This is a genomic window from Streptomyces sp. NPDC087845 (genome assembly GCF_044742755.1).
GTDB lineage: Bacteria > Actinomycetota > Actinomycetes > Streptomycetales > Streptomycetaceae > Streptomyces.
Window position 1 is genome coordinate 433,728 of the sequence record NZ_JBIUVC010000003.1, and the last position, 19,124, is coordinate 452,851.

The 19,124-nt window shown below is 70.5% G+C and carries 12 protein-coding genes and 2 pseudogenes; 7 read left to right on the forward strand and 7 right to left on the reverse strand.

Annotation, left to right across the window (positions count from 1 at the left end; all coding sequences use genetic code 11):
• Nucleotides 1-228 precede the first annotated feature (228 nt).
• From ACIOMQ_RS11050 to ACIOMQ_RS11075, 6 genes and pseudogenes are all read left to right on the forward strand, one after another.
• Nucleotides 229-1,344 carry a LysR family transcriptional regulator gene (locus ACIOMQ_RS11050; protein ID WP_402188654.1) on the forward strand — a complete coding sequence of 372 codons (1,116 nt, stop codon included), beginning with the start codon at nt 229-231 and terminating at the stop codon, nt 1,342-1,344.
• 67 nt (nt 1,345-1,411) lie between these two features.
• Nucleotides 1,412-2,665, forward strand: coding sequence for an MFS transporter (locus ACIOMQ_RS11055; protein ID WP_402188656.1), 1,254 nt, complete (start codon nt 1,412-1,414; stop codon nt 2,663-2,665).
• A gap of 85 nt (nt 2,666-2,750) precedes the next feature.
• Nucleotides 2,751-3,374: an RraA family protein gene (locus ACIOMQ_RS11060; protein ID WP_362209919.1), complete on the forward strand. Its 624-nt coding sequence runs from the start codon at nt 2,751-2,753 to the stop codon at nt 3,372-3,374.
• 230 nt (nt 3,375-3,604) lie between these two features.
• Nucleotides 3,605-5,134, forward strand: a complete 1,530-nt coding sequence (locus ACIOMQ_RS11065; protein WP_362209916.1) for a UDP-N-acetylglucosamine 1-carboxyvinyltransferase — start codon at nt 3,605-3,607, stop codon at nt 5,132-5,134.
• Nucleotides 5,135-5,883: 749 nt separating this feature from the next.
• A complete protein-coding gene (locus tag ACIOMQ_RS11070; RefSeq protein WP_402188832.1) occupies nt 5,884-7,692 on the forward strand; it encodes a pentapeptide repeat-containing protein in 1,809 nt (602 codons plus the stop codon).
• Nucleotides 7,693-8,060: 368 nt separating this feature from the next.
• Nucleotides 8,061-9,670 (forward strand): annotated as a pseudogene (locus ACIOMQ_RS11075) (IS1182 family transposase).
• Nucleotides 9,671-9,698: 28 nt separating this feature from the next.
• Here the strand turns inward: ACIOMQ_RS11075 and ACIOMQ_RS11080 are convergent.
• The 7 genes and pseudogenes from ACIOMQ_RS11080 to ACIOMQ_RS11110 form a co-directional block, all read right to left on the reverse strand.
• Nucleotides 9,699-10,829 carry a hypothetical protein gene (locus ACIOMQ_RS11080; RefSeq protein ID WP_402188658.1) on the reverse strand — a complete coding sequence of 377 codons (1,131 nt, stop codon included), beginning with the start codon at nt 10,827-10,829 and terminating at the stop codon, nt 9,699-9,701.
• 91 nt (nt 10,830-10,920) lie between these two features.
• Nucleotides 10,921-12,990, reverse strand: coding sequence for a methyltransferase, FxLD system (fxlM, locus tag ACIOMQ_RS11085; protein ID WP_402188660.1), 2,070 nt, complete (start codon nt 12,988-12,990; stop codon nt 10,921-10,923).
• 21 nt (nt 12,991-13,011) lie between these two features.
• Nucleotides 13,012-14,277, reverse strand: coding sequence for a lanthionine synthetase C family protein (locus ACIOMQ_RS11090; RefSeq protein ID WP_402188662.1), 1,266 nt, complete (start codon nt 14,275-14,277; stop codon nt 13,012-13,014).
• Nucleotides 14,274-17,303: a lantibiotic dehydratase gene (locus ACIOMQ_RS11095; protein WP_402188834.1), complete on the reverse strand. Its 3,030-nt coding sequence runs from the start codon at nt 17,301-17,303 to the stop codon at nt 14,274-14,276. Before ACIOMQ_RS11095 ends, ACIOMQ_RS11090 begins: the two co-directional genes overlap by 4 nt.
• 176 nt (nt 17,304-17,479) lie before the next feature.
• Nucleotides 17,480-17,659, reverse strand: a complete 180-nt coding sequence (locus tag ACIOMQ_RS11100; RefSeq protein WP_028444064.1) for an FxLD family lanthipeptide — start codon at nt 17,657-17,659, stop codon at nt 17,480-17,482.
• 188 nt (nt 17,660-17,847) lie between these two features.
• Nucleotides 17,848-18,501 carry a hypothetical protein gene (locus ACIOMQ_RS11105; protein WP_402188837.1) on the reverse strand — a complete coding sequence of 218 codons (654 nt, stop codon included), beginning with the start codon at nt 18,499-18,501 and terminating at the stop codon, nt 17,848-17,850.
• 24 nt (nt 18,502-18,525) lie between these two features.
• A pseudogene (locus tag ACIOMQ_RS11110) lies at nt 18,526-18,681 on the reverse strand (DUF5999 family protein); the annotation flags it as partial.
• 40 nt (nt 18,682-18,721) lie between these two features.
• Here ACIOMQ_RS11110 and ACIOMQ_RS11115 point away from each other — a divergent pair.
• On the forward strand, nt 18,722-19,099 hold the full coding sequence (locus tag ACIOMQ_RS11115) for a hypothetical protein (protein ID WP_266989948.1): 378 nt from the start codon (nt 18,722-18,724) through the stop codon (nt 19,097-19,099).
• Nucleotides 19,100-19,124: the final 25 nt, after the last annotated feature.

A 19,124-nucleotide genomic window follows, 5' to 3' on the forward strand; every position in this document is an offset into this window, starting at 1 on the left:
GCGCCTCATTACGGCGGGCGCCGCGTGGTGCCGCCTGCGGCCCCCCGACCATCCGCTAAGGTAAGGCTTAGTTAGGTAACCCTTACCCGATGACGGACTCCGGCGCGCCTTCGGCATATATCTCGATGTCGAGATAACTCTAGTACATCACCTCAGCGCGGTCATGCGGGGGCTGCGCGCCCCCTTGTCACGATCCGCCCCGACCCGCCGCGAGGTACCGTCGGCCGAATGCTGGAAAGACTGGAGATCGAGAGCTTCCTGGTACTCGCCGACGAACTGCACTTCGGCCGCATGGCCGAGCGGCTGCACGTCTCACGCGCCAGGATCAGCCAGACGATCCGGAGTCTGGAGCGCCGCATCGGCGCCCCTCTCTTCGAGCGGACGAGCCGCACCGTGCGCCTCACGCCGCTCGGCCGTCGGCTGCACGCGGAGGTGGAGCCCGGCTACCGGCGTGTCGAGCGGGGCGTGGCGCGGGCGCAGGCCGAAGCGCGGGGCATCGGAGGGGTGCTGCCGGTCGGGTATCTGGGAAGCGCGGCCGGGGAGTTCCTGATGGACGCGATACGGGCCTTCGGACGCCTCCACCCGGACACGGAGGTACAGATCCACGAGACGCAGCTCAGCGACCTGCTGGGCCCGCTGCGCACCGGCCGGGTCGATGTCCTGGTCACCCAGTTCCCGGTCGCGGAGTCCGACCTGACCCGCGGCCCGGTCGTGCTCCGGGTGCCGCGGATGCTCGCGGTCCCGGCCAATCACACGCTCGCCAAGCGGCACTCGGTGTCGCTGGAGGATCTGGCGCGGGACCGGGTGTTCGCCTGCTCCGGCGACGTACCGGACTACTGGCAGAAGCACTTTGCGCCGGCGCGCACCCCGAGCGGGCAGCCGGTGAGGAGGGGCAGGTCGGCGTCGACGATGCAGGAAACCCTCGCCATGGTCGGCGCCGGGCAGGGCATCTCGCCCGTCGGCGCCGATGTCGCGGCGCGCTACACGCCGAGAGGCGTGGTGTACGTGCCGTTCACCGACGCGGAACCGGTGGAGTACGGGCTGGTATGGCGCACGTCGGGCGAGACCGCACGGGTACGGGCCTTCGTCGCGGCGGCCGCGGGACTGGCCGCCCTGCCGGAGGACGCGCAGCCGGTGGGTACGGGCCCGGAGGGCGCGCAGGCGGTGGGAACGGGCATGGAGGGCGCGCAGGCGGTGGGAACGGGCCCGGAGGGCGCGCAGGCGGTGGGTACGGAACCGGAGGGCGCGCGGTCGCTGGGTACGGGCATGGAAGCCACGGGCGTGCGGGGCGCGGGCATGATGCCCGCGGAGCCCGCGGCGTCGGCGTCGGCGGGCGATCGGTAAGCCCGGCTTACCGATCATTGCGCGGACAGGAGCTGATCCCGGCGCCGGGCGGCGCGAGCCTGGGGGCGTGACGAACGATCTCTCAGCAGCCCCGTCCCGTACCCGGACGACCGCCCGTACCCCAGCACCCGCCCCCGGCACCCCAGCATCCGGCCGTACCCGGAGAGCAGGCACCGCGTCCCTGGCGGCGCTCGCCCTGGGGGCCTTCGCCGTCGGCACCACGGAGGTGGTCATCGCCGGGCTGCTCCCCGACGTGGCCGCCGACTTCGGCGTCTCGCTGCCCACGGCGGGGCTGCTCGTGTCGGGCTACGCCCTGGGCATGATGGTGGGCGCTCCACTGCTCACGGTCCTGGGCGCGAAGCTCCCCCGCAGGCGGCTGCTTCTCTGGCTGGTCGGCCTCTTCACGGCGGCCGGCCTGCTCAGCGCGCTCGCCCCCGGATACGAAGTGCTGCTCGTCGGACGGGTGCTGTCGGCCCTCGCGGGAGGGGCCTACGTGGGGACCGCCGCGGTCGTCGCGGCGGGCATCGTCGCGCCGGAGCGCAAGGCGAGCGCGATCGCCACGGTGTTCATGGGGCTGAGCCTCGCCAATGTGCTCGGCGTCCCCGGCGGGACCGCGCTGGGGCAGACGCTCGGCTGGCGGGCCGCGTTCTGGGCGGTGACCGCGATCGGCGTGGTGCTGCTGGCCGCGATCGCGGCACTCGTCCCGCCGATGCCCCGGGAGCGGGGCACCGACCTCCGCCGGGAGCTGGCGGTCTTCCGGCGCGGCCGGGTCTGGCTCGCCCTGGCGGCGACCGCCTTCGGCTGGGCGCCGTTCCTCACCGTCCTCACGTACATCACCCCCCTGCTCACCGAGGTCACCGGCTTCGACGACCGTACGGTCCCGCTCATGCTGGTCCTGATCGGCGCCGGGATGGTCGTCGGCACCCCGCTGGCCGGGCGGCTCGCGGACCGGGCGCTGCTGCCCACGCTGTACGGGGCACTGGCCGGAGTCGCGGTGGTCTCCGCCCTCCTGCTCGCCGCCGTGCACAGCAAGCCCGCCGCGGCCGTCGGTTTCCTGCTCTTCGGCCTGGTCGGGGCCGCGGTGATCCCGCCCTCCCAGACGCGGCTCCTGGAGGCGGCCCGGGGCGCCGACAACCTCGCGTCGGCGGCCAACATCTCCGCGTTCAACATCGGCAACGCGGGCGGCCCGCTGCTGGCGGGGGCGGCGCTCTCGGCGGGCGCGGACTACACGTCGTCGCTGTGGATCGCGGCGGCCCTGGGCGCGATCGGCCTGGCCCTCGCGTCGGCGGCAACCGTTCGGACCCGCCCGGCTGTTCGATAGTCTCGCCGCCGCACTCCGCCCGTCGTCCGACGGGCCCGGGAACGCGCGGTCCCGGCGGAAAGGGGTGCCCGGACGAAGGAGGAACATGAACGACGCCACCGGGTTCGGGGACATCTCCCCGACCACCCTCGCCGACCTCCTGGGGCGTGAGCAGGTCATGGACATCGCAATCCGTCCGCTGTGGCCCTCGGTCCCACGGGTCGCCGGACCGGCGTTCACCGTCCGGTGCCCACCGGGCGACAACCTGATGCTGCACGCCGCCATCCATCGCGCGGAGCCCGGCTCGGTCGTCGTCGTCGAGGCGGGGGACGTGGACTACGCACTGGCCGGAGGGAATGTCTGCGCCGTCGCCCGGCGCCGGGGGATCGCGGCGTTCGTGACCGACGGGGTGATCCGCGATCTCGCCGAGGTGCGCGAGATGGGCTTTCCCGTCTTCGCCAGGGGGGTCGTCCCCGTCCCCGGAACCAAGAAGGCCGTCGGGCCGCTCAACACCCCGGTGCGGTGCGGTGGTGTGAGCGTCCACGCCGGCGACATCGTGGTGGCCGACGAGGAAGGCATCGTGGTCACTCCCCGCGCCCGCCGGGAGCAGGTGCTCCTGGACGCCCGGAAGAAACTGGCCGCGGAGGCCGACGAGTCCCTCGACGCGTGGGAGGAGGCCCACCGCGCCCGCATCGACAGGATCCTGGCCGAAGGCGGCTTCGAGGACTGATCCGGCACCAGGCTCCCGCCGGCTCCCTGCCGTTCCGCGTCCACCCCGGACGGACGCACACCGCGCGCCCTCGCACCGATCCGGGGGGACGATGGAACGCACGGTGCGCCGGTGGCCCGCATCCCTCGCGCGCGTCCGGCCGCGCAACTGCCGTGCCTCCACACGTGGCCGTCACCCGAATGCCACACCCCGCCACAGGTCTCATCTCATATCTGAGATAACCTTTCGCCATGTCAGACGATTACCTCGTACGCATCGGCAAGCTCATACGTGACGCCCGTCAGCACCGGGGCTGGACGCAGAGTCAGCTTGCCGAGGCGCTCGCCACCAGTCAGAGCGCCGTCAACCGCATCGAGCGCGGCAACCAGAACATCAGCCTTGAGATGATCGCGCGCATCGGTGAAGCACTCGACAGCGAGATCGTGTCGCTCGGCTACGCCGGGCCCATGCACCTGCGGGTGGTCGGTGGGCGTCGGCTCTCGGGCTCCATCGACGTCAAGACGAGCAAGAACGCGTGCGTGGCACTGCTCTGCGCCTCACTCCTCAACAGGGGCCGTACGGTGCTGCGCCGCGTGGCCCGCATCGAGGAGGTCTACCGCCTCCTGGAGGTGCTGAACTCCATCGGCGTGCGGACCCGGTGGATCAACGAGGGAATCGATCTGGAGATCGTCCCGCCCGCCCGGCTCGACATGGACGCCATCGACGCGGACGCCGCCCGCCGGACCCGCTCCATCATCATGTTTCTCGGGCCGCTGCTGCACCGGATGGACTCGTTCAAGCTTCCGTACGCGGGCGGCTGCGACCTCGGAACGCGGACCATCGAGCCGCACATGATCGCGCTGCGCCGGTTCGGGCTGGAGATCGCCGCGACCGAGGGGCTCTATCACGCCCGGATGGACCACTCGGTCACGCCCGAACGTCCCATCGTGCTGACCGAGCGCGGGGACACCGTGACCGAGAACGCCCTGCTGGCAGCCGCCCGGCACGACGGCACCACCGTCATCCGCAACGCGTCCTCCAACTACATGGTCCAGGACCTGTGCTTCTTCCTGGAGGCACTGGGCATACGCGTGGACGGCATCGGCACGACCACACTGACCGTGCACGGCACTCCGCACATAGATGTGGACGTCGACTACTCCCCCTCCGAGGACCCGGTCGAGGCGATGAGTCTGCTCGCCGCCGCCGTGGTGACGGAGTCCGAGCTGACGATCCGCCGGGTACCGATCGAGTTCCTGGAGATCGAGCTCGCGGTCCTGGAAGAGATGGGCGTCGACTGCGACCGTACGACGGAGTACGCCGCCGACAACGGCCGTACCAGGCTGGTCGACCTCACGGTCCGCCCCTCCAAACTGGAGGCGCCGATCGACAAGATCCACCCCATGCCGTTCCCCGGGCTCAACATCGACAATGTGCCCTTCTTCGCGGCCATCGCCGCCTCGGCCCAAGGCCAGACCCTCATCCACGACTGGGTCTACGACAACCGGGCCATCTACCTCACCGACCTGAACCGCCTCGGCGGCAGGCTGCAACTCCTGGACCCGCACCGGGTACTCGTCGAGGGCCCGACCCGCTGGCGCGCTGCCGAGATGATGTGCCCGCCCGCGCTGCGTCCCGCAGTGGTGGTGCTGCTCGCCATGATGGCGGCGGAAGGCACGTCCGTACTGCGCAACGTGTATGTCATCAACCGCGGTTACGAGGAGCTGGCGGAGCGGCTCAACTCCGTGGGCGCACAGATCGAGATCTTCCGCGACATCTGATCGGCGGGGTGTTGTGCCCCTTGGGCCCAAGGGGCACAACACCGCAACATGCAATCTGACCTGCGAATACTTACCTTCACGGCCCTTCACTGATCACTGTTGCTTTTCAGCACCTTGTGCAACGCACGTGCAAGATGATCTTGAATGACTGATGGTGCGTCAGATATAGCTGAGTGCCCGTCAGTCTTTACGGAGGGTTACTGCCGAAGTGGACTCGCAACGTTCGATGTCGGTCGTGTCACGCCGACCGCGTCTGCGCGAGGCGCCCGCACGCCACATCGGCGGCGGTTAGGTCCAGCTGCAGCCCACACCGGCAGCCGCAACCTTGTCGGCCCATTACCGCCAGCTCGACAAGCGAATGGATCGAGATCTCGGCACCGGCCAAGGCCGCGCTGGAGCGGTGGCACCCGATCCGGCAGGACCTGGTCGAGAGCGGACGCACGGCACGACCAGGCTGTGGGTGTCGCTCTGGATGAACCGCTACGGGCTTCTCGACGAAGACGGCGGCACGATCATCAAGCCGGGCGGGATGCCGCTGGAGGAGAACGGGCTGACCCCTTGTGCGCCCGAGTCTCGTACTGTCCAAGTCACCAGCGCATAGTGTCAGTTGTAAGGCCTAACGCTGACGCCTGGTGCGGCCAGTGTTGTCGGACCGTGCGGAAGATTTCAGTAGCGCGCGTTTCATTTCAGTACGCCGACTGTGCGGTGGGATCGGCAACCATCCGGCCGTGCTTGATCGTCCTTCGGGTATGTCACACCTGAGCCCCGAACCGTCCTTGACCTCGCTGAGTTGGGTGCCCTGTGGTCAAGGCACCACCCCCGAGGACCCGGTCGGCTGCCGCGGTGCCGACGTGCCCGGTCATACCGCGTGCCTAGCCCATCTGGCCGACGCCGAACGCGACGCCTACCTGTACAGCCTGCCCCCCGGCGCCGACATCGACCACAGCGGCACCACCTTCACCGACCCCCTTCTCGACTCCCTCCTCGATGCCCTCCGCGACCCCGCCACCGGCTTCCCCCGCCTCGGCGACGCCCGGTTCATATCGGCAACCTTCCAGGGCAACGCCGAGTTCGAATTTGTGACCTTTCAGGGCGAAGCCACGTTCCGGTCGGCGATCTTTAAGGGCGACGCTGAGTTCGGGGCGGCGACCTTTCAGAGCGACGTCGAGTTTCGGTCGACGACCTTTAAGGGCGACGCCGTGTTCCAAGCGGCGATCTTCGCGTGCACCGCCAACTTCACCGTGGCGACCTTCCAGAGCGGCGCCCGGTTCGATGGAGCGAACTTCCAGGGCGGCGCCCGGTTCGATGGAGCGAACTTCCAGGGCAACGCCGAGTTCGCATCGACGGATTTCCAGGGTGACACCGGGTTCGTATCAGTAGCTTTCCAAAGGGATGCCCGGTTCGAACTAGCGGTCTTCCAAGGCGATGCCCGGTTCGAGATGGCGGTTTTCGAGCGGGCGGCTAGCCTCGGGCCGTTTGTGTGTGCCGGGCGGGTGAAGTTGTCCGGGGCGGTGTTCGGCAGCCCGGTGACCCTCTCGTTGGCCGCGCGCCGCCTGGAGTGCCGACGGACCCGCTGGTCGTCAACGGCCGAGATACGTCTGCGCTACGCCACAGTGGACTTCGCCCAGGCGGTCTTCGAATACCCACTCACGATCGCTGCGGAGGCCGAGCCCTTCTCCCTCCCCGCCGGACAGCCAGTGTCCGAACAGGCTCTTGCCGACGCCCCCAGCGCCACGGTGCGAATGATCTCGCTGCGGGGGGTGGACGCGGCCCATCTGGTGCTCTCCGACATCAACCTGGCGATGTGCATGCTGACCGGAACCGTGCATCTGGACCAGATCCAGCTGGAGGGCACCTGCTCTTTCAATGACGTCCCCCGCACCCAGTGGCGGCGCTGGCCTCCCGTACGGTTCACCCAGCGCCGCATCCTTTTCGAAGAACGTATCTGGCGTGTGAGCGAGCCAGCAGCAGCTCCGGGCTGGAACGCCGCCGTATCCGGCACCGTGCGCGTGGGGCCGGCGCAGCTGGCGCCGGTGTACCGGGCGCTGCGCAAGGCGTTCGAGGACGGCAAGAACGAGCCGGGGGCGGCGGATTTCTACTACGGCGAGATGGAGATGCGCCGCCATGACCGCATCAACACCACCCGCGCCGAACGCGGACTGCTGTCCGGCTACTGGCTGCTGTCCGGCTACGGCCTGCGTGCTTCCCGGGCGCTGGGCTGGCTTGCTGCCGCCATGCTCGTCACTGTCGTGCTTCTGGTGGGCTTCGGGCTCCCCAAGGACTCCCCGAAGCAGGAAGCGACCGGCACCGTGCCGCCCGGCGGCGGCAAGGTCACCTTCGAGATCGGCAAGGCTGATCCCCAGAACCCCACGGGGGAAAGGTTCACCGGCGAGCGCTTCGACAAGGCCATCAACGTCACCCTCAACTCGGTGGTGTTCCGCTCCTCGGGCCAGGACCTGACCACCACTGGCACCTACATCGAGATGACGTCCCGCGTGACCGAACCCGTCCTTCTGGGCCTGGCGGTCCTGGCCGTCCGTAACCGTGTCAAACGCTGACCCAACCCGTCCCCAGCCAGGGCCGACGCAATGCCGCAGCCACCGAACACTGAAACAACTGGTGTAACCGAACCCGCCATGAGCCGCCGCACGGAAGATTTCAGTGCCCAGCTCACAGCCCCTGCCCACTGACATCTTCCGTGTGGTCCGACAAGTGTGGCGCCATGGTCCTCCCCTAAGCTTGACTCTGTCGGTGATCTTGGGGTTTCCCAGTGCGCGAGCATGATCGGCGGGCATGCTCAGTGCTGTTTCGAAGGCCGATACAGCTGCCGAGGTGTCCGTTGTCGCTCCATCCCCGCTCCGGTGAGCAAGTCCCGCCTCTGACCGCCCAGATCGCACGGGCAAGCAATCCGGCCGGTACGACGGCGATGTGGGTCAGAGACCGGCTGGACGGGTTGTGGTGCGACGAGGACTTCGCCGGCTGGTATCCGCGCGACGGGCGTCTCGGGCTCTCGCCTGCCCAACTGGCCACCGTCTGTGTGCTGCAGTTCCTGCTTGGTCTGTCGGACCGGCAGGCAGCGGAAGCGGTCCGCTGCCGAATCGATTTCAAGTACGCCATGGCCATGGAGCTGGACGATCCCGGCTTCCACCACAGCGTACTGGCCGACTTCCGCGAGCGCGTCGCACAGGACGACCGCGCCGACCGACTCTTGGATCTGGTGCTCGCCCGTCTGAAGGAGGCCGGCCTCGTGGGCGAGCGCACCGCGCAGCGCACCGACTCCACCCACGTCCTGGCCGCGGTGCGCGACCTGACCCGGCTGGAACTGGTCACCGAGGCGGTCCGTGCCGCGCTTGAAGAAGTGGCCCGCACGGCTGGGCATCTGCTGATCGGCCTGGTCGACGAGGACTGGGGGCGCCGCTATGGCCGCCCGGTCCGCCTGGGCAAGAACCCCACCCGGCCCAAGACCAGGATCCTCGCCGCCGGCAACGACGCCTGCCGACTACTGGAACGCCTCCACCGGCACGGGTCCGCCTACCGGCCCGGCCCACAAGCCGAGGCCCTACGGCAGATCGTGGTGCAGCACTACTACCGCGACACGGCAGGCCGCCTGCGCTGGCGCACCACCGACGACGGCGGTCTGCCGCCCTCCTCCTCGGCAATCGTCTCCCCCTACGACACCACGGCGCGCTATGCCCGTCACGGGCACATCACCAGTTGGAAGGGGTTCGCCGCGCATGTCACCGAGACGTGTGCCTCCGACAGCGCCAACGTGATCACGGACGTGGCCACCACGTCGGCCGCTACGAACGACGGCCAGGCCCTGCCCGGTATCCACAGCCGCCTGGCGCGTCGCGGGCTGCTGCCGGCCGAGCACTTGGTCGACGGCGGCTACACCTCTCTGGTCCACCTGGAACGAGCCGCCCGCGAACACCAGACCACTGTCAGCGGGCCACTGCCGGGCAACCCCACCCGCCAGCACCGCAGGAACGAAGGCTTCGACCGGGACGACTTCCACATCGACTTCGACCGCAAGCAGGTCACCTGTCCCCGAGGCCAGGTCAGCCAGGGATGGCACGGCCCCTACCCGACCTCCTCGCCCACCGCGGCACCCCTGATCGTGGCGCGGTTCACCAAGAGCCAGTGCCAGCCGTGTCCGGACCGCCCTCGGTGCACCAGCTCCCGCGACGGCGCCCGGAACGTGGGCTTCCCTCCACGAGAACCCCGTGACCTGCAAGTCCGCGTCCGCGCCGAGCAGCAGACACCCGAGTGGAAGGCTCGCTACGCGGTCCGCTCCGGCGTGGAGGGCACCATCAACGAGTTTGCCCACGGAACGGCATGCGCCGCTGCCGCTACCGAGGACAGCCGAAAGCCCACCTGCAACACGTACTCACAGCCATCGCCGTGAACATCGAACGACTCAGCACTCGGTCAGTGACCCAGGAAACCCCTTCACCGAGACCGCCGACCGCCTTCCAGACCTTCCTGGACCAGCAGGGAATTCCCCGATCGAAGTCCTGGCGCACCCTCGGCACCTAACCTCGACCATCCAAGATCACCGACAGAGTCAACCCTGTGCGCCAGTCCCTTCCTGCTGAGGGTGGGATCGCCCGACGCTGGCACGGATCACCTCGTCGCTGCCCCGCAGAGCCTCTGTCATCCTTGCGAGCCAGGGCGCGGGGAGGTTTCCGCTGCCCAGCGCGCATGCACGGACGAGTTGTCGGGCCGCCTCGACCTGGCGCGGCTCGGCGAGGCTGGTGAACCGGTGGTCAGCCAGGCACTCGCGGGCGGCATAGCCGTCGGTCGCCACGACGGCCCGGCGGTGGAGCTCTGCAACCATCCGGTGCGCTTCGTCTTCCTGGTGCGGCTCCAGCAGGTCCAGAATCGTCAGGCCGAGGCGCGTGTCGAAGACGGTCATGCCTTGGTCGGGTTGGTGCTCGACGTAGTCCTCGACCAGCGTGTCGAGGAGGGGTACGGCCGGGCCGCGAAGGGCCTTTTTGCACATCACGTCGAGGCAGCCGGTGACGGCGTTCTCCCAGCGTTCTCCGGGTGTGGTCATGGTGATGAGCGCGGCGGCGTCGGTGGGGGTGTGGCTGAGTGCGGCCAGGAAGGCGACCTGGCGGCCGTCCAGCATGCGCTGCCCGATGCCCCGGTGTTCCTCGATGTGGGCCAGCGCCTCCGCCCAGCGGCCGGCCGTGGTCAGGGTGCGCGTGCCGTCGGCCAGGACTACCTTCCACAGCCAGGTGCGCACCTCGTGGCGGTCGGTGTCGGTGAGGGTGAGGTCGGCCGGGACGTGGACTCCCTCGAACTGAGCGTTGGTGCCGTTGGTGACGGCGTCGAAGAGGTGCAGCAGACGGTGACGCCCGTCGTCGGCGGCGCCCGCGCGGATCTGGAGGCGGGCGAGGTTCACCACGGGTTCGAGGGCGCGGATCGCGGTCATGCCGGGCAAGGGGGTGGCGTGGAGGTAGGCGGCGGCGTGCTGGTGGCACATCTTCCGCGCGAGGTCGGGCAGCCCGAGGTCGGAGGCGATGAGGGCGGCCTGGTTGTAGACGGCCGAGGCGAGGCCCTGGTCAGCCTTTGCGGCTGCGGCGTCGGCGAGTTCGGCCAAGCCGTGCACGCGCCGGGGCAGGGGCAGGCACGCGGGTCGGAATCGGTAGATGAGCGGGAAGCGCTGCGCTATGGGTCCGTTCGGGTCCATGAGATCCCCCGGGGGTGAAGACGACGAGGAGCGGGGAAGGGCCGCGTGGTGCCCGCCGGCCGGTCGGGCGGGCACCACGCAGGCGGATCAGCTACTGCCAGGTGACGCGGACGCAGTTCAGCGGGGTGTCGAGGACGAAGACACCGGGCTGCTCGTCCGCGGGCGCGTCGAGCGGCAGGATCTCGGAGGCGGCATCCCGGCCGCGGTACCCGCGGTCCCAGGTGCGGACCGCGTCGGCGACCTTGGCGGCCAGCTCATCGCTCCCGGGGCCGTGGCCGATGACGCCGAACTCCCAGAGCTTGTCGCCCTCGGGGGTCTTCTGCTCCGAGGGACGCCGCGCGAGGTAGGTGAGGGCGCCCTTCTCGACGGCGGCCGTGGCCGAGGGGTAGGGGTCCTCGGTAAGCACCGTGCCCTTGGCGGTCTGGAGGAAGAGCATCCGGATCAGCCCGGACGGCATGACGCAGGAGACGAACAGCTCCATCCACTCCGGGGACTCCCCGGCGCGGACCGTCATCCCCGTCCACTCCTCGACGCGCGGCTGGTCAAGAACACCGGCAAGGGCATCGGCGTCAAGCGCCAGTCCGGCCGGGGCCTGGAGGCGCACGGCGCCGTCCGTGCTGAGCGGCACGGCGCGGCGGTCGTCGTCGGCGATGCCCCGGCGCAGCGGCATGAAGGTGTTCATCTCCGAGCCGACCGACTGCCACCGGCCGTCGCGCTTCACGTAGATGATGGAGCGCGAGACGCTGCCCGTGAGCCGCTGCGGGGTGACGAGTCGGCCGCCTTCGGCGAGTTGGTCGAGCCAGGCGTGGGGGATGCCGTGCGCGCCGACGGTGGCGATGATCCGGTCGTACGGGGCGCCTTCGGCGTGGCCGAGGGCGCCGTCGCACGTCAGGGCCTCGACGTTGGTGGCTCCGGCGGCTGCGAGGTGGGCTCGGGCGCCTTCGACCAGGTCGTCATCGACGTCGATGGTGGTGACGTGTCCGCTCGGGCCGACGAGGTGGCCGATCAGGGCAGCGTTGTAGCCGGTGCCGGCGCCGAGTTCGAGGATGAGCTCGCCCGGCTGGGCTTCGAGCTGGTCCAGCATGAGGGCGACGACGGCGGGCTGGGAGGCGCAGGAGATCGAGGTGCCCTCGGGGTCGTACTTCACGTTGACCGGGTTGTTGGCGTAGGCGTCGGCCAGCGGGGTGTCGGGGACGAACAGGTGCCGGGGCACGGCGCGCAGGGCGGCTTCGACCGCGGGGGTGCGGGCGTGGCCGTCGGCCTTGATCTGGTCCACCAGGGCGTGGCGGAGCTGTTCGGCGTCGGCCTCGGGGGTGGTGAGTGTGTCGGTGTTCACCGTGCTGACGCTATGAGCCGCGGAGCCCGATCCGGGTGCTGACGCGGTGTTTTCACTCGATCCCATGACTGCCTCTCGTGCGATGTGGAACAGGGTGTGCTGGTCGGCGGACGGCAGACCGGCACGGTTGGCGTGGAAGATGGTGTGGTGTGCGATGACGGCGCGCAGTCCGCGGGTCAGGTCGCCTTGGGCGGCGAGGTAGGCGAGCGTGGTGCCGACGCGCTCGAAGGCGGCGATCCAGTCGGCGTGGCCGTCCAGCGGCCTGTGCTCGCGGCACAGGCTGCGGGCCTCGGTGGTCATCAGGCTCCTCATCGCCGAGGTCAGGCGCGTTGACGCGGGCGTGATGTTACCGGGGCGTAGTGCGGAGATCTTCGCCCATACGTCGCCTTGCTCGAACCAGTCGAGACCCGAGGCGCGCATCAGGCTGCTCATCAGCAGGATGGCGGTCTCGCGCCGCCCCAGGTGCCCGTCCTTGACGGGATAGGCGAGCAAGTGGCGGCTGTCCTCGTGGAAGAGGGCGTGCGCGGCCGTCATGGCGTCCGCCCCGCCGAACGCCTCGGTCTCCGGCTCGTAGATGCCGGTCATGTGGGACTGCGCGGTGCCGTCGGCCACCCAGTCGTCCAGCAGGGCCAGCACGATCGGGGCGGGCTCGTCGGCGAGGTACCGCAGGCGCCAGGGCTGCTTGTTCATGAACCACCAGCCGCTGAGCTGCCCGTCGGCCTCGGCGGCGAGCAGCGCCGGGGCGAGGCGTTCGGTGACGGCGCGCTGTCCCGTGTCCCGGTCGGGGAAGGTGATGTTGTGCTGCTGCCAGCGGTCGGGGCGCATCGAGAAGTCCTTCGGTCGGATTCAGGCGGTGAGTAGGCAGGCGTCCCAGGCAGTGCGGGGCGGGTCCGTGCTGTCCGCGGTGAGCAGTCCCAGCGCGGTTCCGGCGGCGCCGTCGAGGAGACCGGCGCCCGCCGCGTCCTTCAGCAACAGGGCAGCGGCGTCGTCCGGGGCGGTGCCGGGCAGGACCAGCATGGTGAGAAGGGCGGGGATGATGGCGCGGAGCTGGCCGGCGGTGGCCCGGTCGGCGTCGGCGGCGGCACGCGCCGCGATGTGGATCAAACCGGCGAAGCCGTGGCACAGGCCGCTGTCCGTGGTGACGCGAAGCTGCACGCGGTCGCTCAGCGCGTCCAGCAGGGCGGCCTCGGCCTCGACCTGGAGGTCGCTGTCGCCGAGGGCGAGCGCGGCGAGCTGCTGGGCACGGGCCAAGGCCGCGGTGCCGTAGCACCAGCTCGGCCGCCGTGGTGCCGCGGCCGCGGGCCGGCCGCTGCGCAGTTCCTCGCGGCTGATCCAGTACGGCCAAGCCGTGCCGCGCCCGGTGGGCGCCTTCCACTGCTCCAGCCAGGCAAGGATGGTGCGCATCGCCTGATGGTGGCCGGTGACGGTGGTGCCGCGGCGGGCGGCAAGCGCCAGCAGCGCGAGGACCGCGCCGACGCCGTGTGCCATGCCGTGGTTGGCGTGCCCACCGGGGAAGCGGTCGTCCGGCCTGCCGGACGGCCCGGTCGGTACCCACCAGCCCGGCAGGCGTTCGCCGCTGTCGGTGACCGGGTCGGTCAGGCGCACGCAGTAGTCGAGAACGGCCCGGGTCACCGGGCCCGCAGGGTCGCGGCGCAGCAGGTAGGCGCCGTACCCGCTCAAGCCCCGGATGGCGTCGAACTCGGCGAGTGCCGGAAGCTGCCCTGCTTCGATCCGGCGGTGCGCGGCGTCAAGGCGCCGCCGGGCGTCTGCCGTCACCTGCCGGTCCAGCACATCGAGGCCGCGCCGGTAGGAGTCCGGAAGCTGGTCGGCGGCGCACGCCACGGCATGGGCGAGCGCCGGGGCGCCGTAGAAGGGGTGGCTGTCCGGGCCGCCGGTGAAGGGCTCGCGGGTCGAGGCGGCCAGCCAGTCGTGGGCGCGCTGCCAGGGGGCAAGCCCGGCCGCGGCGCGTTCGATGTGCAACAGGGCGATGCCTGTCGGGCCGTAGGCGAGGTGCTGCCGGTTGGCGTCGTCAGTGGCCGCCGTCGGCGCCTGGTCGGGGTGGGCAAGCCGGTCGGCGATGGCGGCGGCCACCGCGGCTGCTGTGTGGGTCACGGTCGCCTCCCGGCGCGGGCGGTGAAGGCCAGGGCGGCGGCGCGGGCCAGGTACAGGCAGACCTCTTCCTCAGGGAAGTCCACCGCGACATGCCGCACGAAGTGGACGTGCAGTAGGGAGGTCAGCACGCCGTCCACGGCGATGCCGTCGGCGTGCGGGCCGGACAGGTGCGGCCCGTACGCGGCGAGCGCAGCGGTGCGCTCGGCCCAGGCGTCCACGATCGCGGCGCCGCCGGGCGCTGACCGCAGGGCCGCCCAGTCACCGCGCGGGTCTGCCAGCCGCACGGCGTCGGTGAACTGGGAGCGGGGTACCGGGTTCGGCGCGGCCGGCTCGATGTGGTCGATCAGCCAGCGCGCGCCGGCGTCCGGGCTGCCGAGGAGGGCGGAGGCGATGGCGAAGAAGTGCGCGGCCACGAGCGTGCGCTGCGCGGGCCGGACGGGCTGGGCGAGCTGCGCCACCGTGGCCAGGGAGTCCGCGCGGAACACGGCCTCGGCCGCGTCCCATGCCGGTCCGGAGCCCCACCGGCCCGTCTCGCGGTAGGAGGTGGGGTAGCGCAGGTCCGCCAGCAGCCCCGCGGTCCGCAGTTCGTCGGCCCAGGCGCTGACCGTGTGGGTGGTGTCGGCGAAGTCCTCCGGGTCCGGCAGTGCGATCCGCAGGCGAAGGTGCTGCTGGGGGTCGCGGAAGCGGACGTACCACCAGGGAGGAGAGCCGAGGCGCCGCATCAGGTCGGGCACGTGCCGGGTCAGCAGGGCGTCTTGACGCCGCGGGTCGCCGTACAGGGCTACGAGGAGCACCGGGGAGGTGGCCGGGGTCTGGATCTGGGCTGGGGAGAGCGTGCGGGCGGTGGTCGGCGTAGGCAGCGCAGGCCAGGCCGGAGGACGGACCGCTTTGAGGGGGACCGCGATCTCGTGGGCCCGGCCCCCGCTCCAGCCGTCCGCCCCGGGAGGAGCGGCTTCCGTCAGCAGCGCCGTACCGGTGCGGTCGAGGTGTTGGCGCAGCAGGCTCCGGTGGCCGGGCTCATCGAGGTCGAGCGGCAGGCGCCGGTCGTCCTGGACGAGGTGCACGTGCTGCGGCAGGCGCCGGCGCTCCCGCCAGCCGGACAGCGCCGCGTCCCAGTCCGCGCCGGGACGATGGCGGTTGGGGAGGTCGCCGGCCTCCAGCCTCCAGCGGGCCGCGACCAGCACGATGCGGCCGTACCGCAGGCGGGGGAGGAACGGCATTGCTGCAGCGGCGCCCCAGTCGAATCGGGTGACCTGGGCGTTCTGCGCCCGGGACGCCTCGGTGATCAACCGCGCCAGGGGCGGGGTGTGCTCGGCGAGGTTCAGCGCGTTCATGCCGACGGCCTCGACGCGCAGCCCGCGGCCCGGAGCCGCCAGGTACATCCGGCGCCCGTCGCACGCCACCGCCAGATCCGCCGGCGAGAGCACTGTGGCGTCGGGGGCGCGGTGCTCTTGCAGGCTGATCACCAACGGCAGCACGCGCGGGGTTCGGGTGACGTGGGCGGTGTCGGGCAGCAGCGCGGGGAAGGAAAGCTGCGCCGCCACCGTGCCCTCGTCAGCCGTGGGTAGGTCAGCCAACTCCGCGCGCAGGCACTCGCGTTGTGTGGCCGGGAGGACGCTGAGGAAGCGTCCGGCGGTAACCCCGGCTCCGCGTGACACGCTGGTCAACTCCACGGTGAACCGCCCACGGCGGACTTCGGCGAGGGTGGCCGCGTGCAGCCGCACGCCCACCTCCAGGTGGCACGGTATCCGCAGCTCCTGCGGGCCTCGGTCCAGGGCGGCCACGATCTCGTCGGTCAGCACGACCTCGTCGCGGCCGTCGAGCGCCGCGGCCTGGGCGAGGCGGAGCAGCACGTCGTCCCGCGGCGACAGGCGCCGGCGGCCTTCGCCGGTCGGCCTGCCCGGGTACCCGTCCGGGTAGCCGACGCCGCTGTCTGCGACAACTTCCATAAGCGGCACCATGGTGCCGACGCCGAACCGCTCGTAGAACCGCTGGTGGTACTCGTTCCACGGCTCGGTACCGTACGGGCGGGCGCAGAGACGGGTGAGGATCGTGGCGGCGCGCTCGACCTCGCGGGCGACCAGATCGGGGAGCACCACGGTGGCGTCCAGGCACAGGTCCAGGGCGAGCGGGTGACGGCGGAGGCCCGGCACCAGATCGCGCATCCGGGTCGCTACGGCGTCCCGGCCCTCTGTGGTGCCGCACTGCTCCAGCCCGGCGTGGACGGCGCGCAGCTCCCGGACGACGGGTGCCAGGAGACGAATGTCCTCGGCACGGACCGCGTCGAGCTGGGTGACGAGGTGACCGAGCGCGTCGGTCTCGGTCGCCGGCGCGTGGAGGTTGGTGATCAGCACGCGCCGCCGCACCAGGCCCGCGAGGAGCCGCTTGACGCGCTCCGGGGCCACGGCCGGGAACTCGGCCATCAGCTTCTCGGCGAGTTCCCCGATCCGGATCGGCGCGTCAGCCGCGCGGAGGATAAGCCGGACCGGCGCCGACAGCTCGACGGACGCCTCGACCGCTCGCCGCTGACCAGTCGGCCCGTCGTCCTGGTAGGGGACGACGAGACTGCCGTCGCGCTCGAAGGTGGTGTTATTGACGACGACCGACAGGAGCGGCAGCAGCTCTCCGCTCCTTTCTAACTGCTCGATCAGCCTCCCCACCCACTCCGCACCGGCGCGGGCCACGACCACGTGGTTCTGGCCCCAGCGGGCGTGGGGCTCGGCGTCGAAGGTGGTGGTGGTGACTCCGGCGAACAGTCCGAACGGTGTGGGCCGGTGCAGCGCGCGCAGGAGGTAGCGCGCCACCGACACTCCAACGCGGCGGACTTCGCGGGTAGAAGGGGAGTTAGCACTCTCTAGGACCTCGACTTCGGCGGCGAGAACCGGGCTGGCATGGCGGAGGGCCTGTGCGATGCCCGGGTCGTGCCAGATGCTGCGAATCCAGGCGAGGCGTCCGGTGGTGACCTCCTCCAGTTCCTCGGCTCGGAAGGACCGGTCGTCGAAGTCCGGTAGGGGAAGCTGGGTCATCGACGGTCGAGCGGCTGCGCGCACCAGGGCGGTCGTGCCCGCCTTGAACGCTGGGGGTATAGCCACGTGACGTGTCCCTTCGTGCGTCTGGAGGGGCGGTCGGAGCCGACGCGCCAAGTAGCGCGACAGCACCGACCGCGGTTCATGACCTGATGACCGGGTTCAGACGGTCAGGGTCAGTCGGTGAAGGTGACGCAGGCACCGCAGGAACTGCCGCACCCGTCGTCGGTCAGGACGGTCAGCCCGGCCGCATCGGACACCTCCAGGAGGGAGACGTTCAGGTCGAACCCGTCCGACTGGCCGCCGGCCGTCGGCTCCTGGACCTGGGTGGTGCTCTTGGTGACGATTCGCGTCATAACAACTCCAGGTGATTCGTTGGTGTGTAGGACAGGTGGTGCTTGCCAGCGCACTGAGGACCGTGGCGTCGCGACGGGGCTACGCCATGGGGTCAGGTTCTGGCCATCCCGGTCCGATGGTCGGGCCGGGAAGCTCTGGGGTGCCGCTCGACGGTCCGGTCTTTTGCCTAGGACCGTCGAGCAGCCGTCTATGCGGCGGGCACAAGATCGTCCAGGCTGACGACCTCGTAGTCCCGCAGTTCGCGTACGAGCTGAGAGGCGAGGAACCAGTCGATCTGGGGGTGGTTGTAGGGCAGTGGAGCGTCCGAGGCGGCGAGGGGCTGGATGCCGTCGGCGGTGTACTGGTACGGGGTGCCGATGACGCCGTAGAGCGGGAACCGCGTGGCCAGCAGGGCGACGTGGCCCTGGCTCCTGAGCCGGGGGCACCGCCGGGCCGCCATCCGGGCGTGCTCCAGACACACCGGCGGCTGCGCGGTCTTCACCGGCCCGGTGTAGTCGTCGCCGTCGTCGGCCGTCTCTACGAAGAGGATGCCGTCGCTACGCTTCAGCGGGACCGTGCACACCTGGCAGCGCAGGAGCGCCATCGTGATGCGCTGGCGGAGCGGGTGCACCAGCCGCCACCTCGGGTTCCCGGTGGGCTGTCCCGCGAAGCCGAGTGACATGGAGTACCGGGCCCACAGCACGCCGCGGAGATCTCGGTCGGGCCCTGCCTCGTCCTTGTACCCGAGCCGCGGGCGCCGGTCAGGACCGATGCGTACGTTCAGGTTGAGGAGGGAGTCCGCCTCTTCGCCTTCACGGGCGGTGACGTACGGAACGACCAGGTCGGCTGCGGTGATCGTCATGCCGCGCTTCCGACCGTGAGCGCGAGCGGCCGGTGGGGGGGCGACCATACGGCCGTCGGGGAGGAGTTCTCCGGTGTCCTCGAAGACAAGCACACCGTTGCACAGCAGGCTCCTTCTCTGCACTTCAGCCGATCGAGTGGTCAGTGGCTCTGGTGACCAGTGCCTGGCTGGAGGCAGAATCGCGTGGACCGCCGTTGCCCGGCCGTGATCCACTGAGGTCATGAGCTTGTCGGTGGATGTTTTCGTAGTCGGTGAAGACGGCCAGGTGGATGTCCTGGACGTTCCGAGGGGTAGTTCGGACCTCGCCGGCTTCGAGCGCTGGCGTACCTCGGTGTGGGGGTCCGATGCCGTTCGCTCACTGGGCGCGAGTTTCTTTCCGGCCCTGGCAAGCGGTGACTTGAAGGTGTTCCCGGACCAGGTGACGGATTTTCTGGCCGAGTGTTCCTTGATCCGCAGCAACCTCGAAGTCGTCGCTCCGCGCACCGATCCGTCAAAGACGCATGCCGAGTACGTATGGCAGATCTCGGAACGATTGAGGAACATCGAGGACGCAGCTGAGCGCGCGCAAGGCGTCGCCGGAGGCGTACTCATCTGGTAGTGCGTGCTGCCTTGAACTCTGCTCA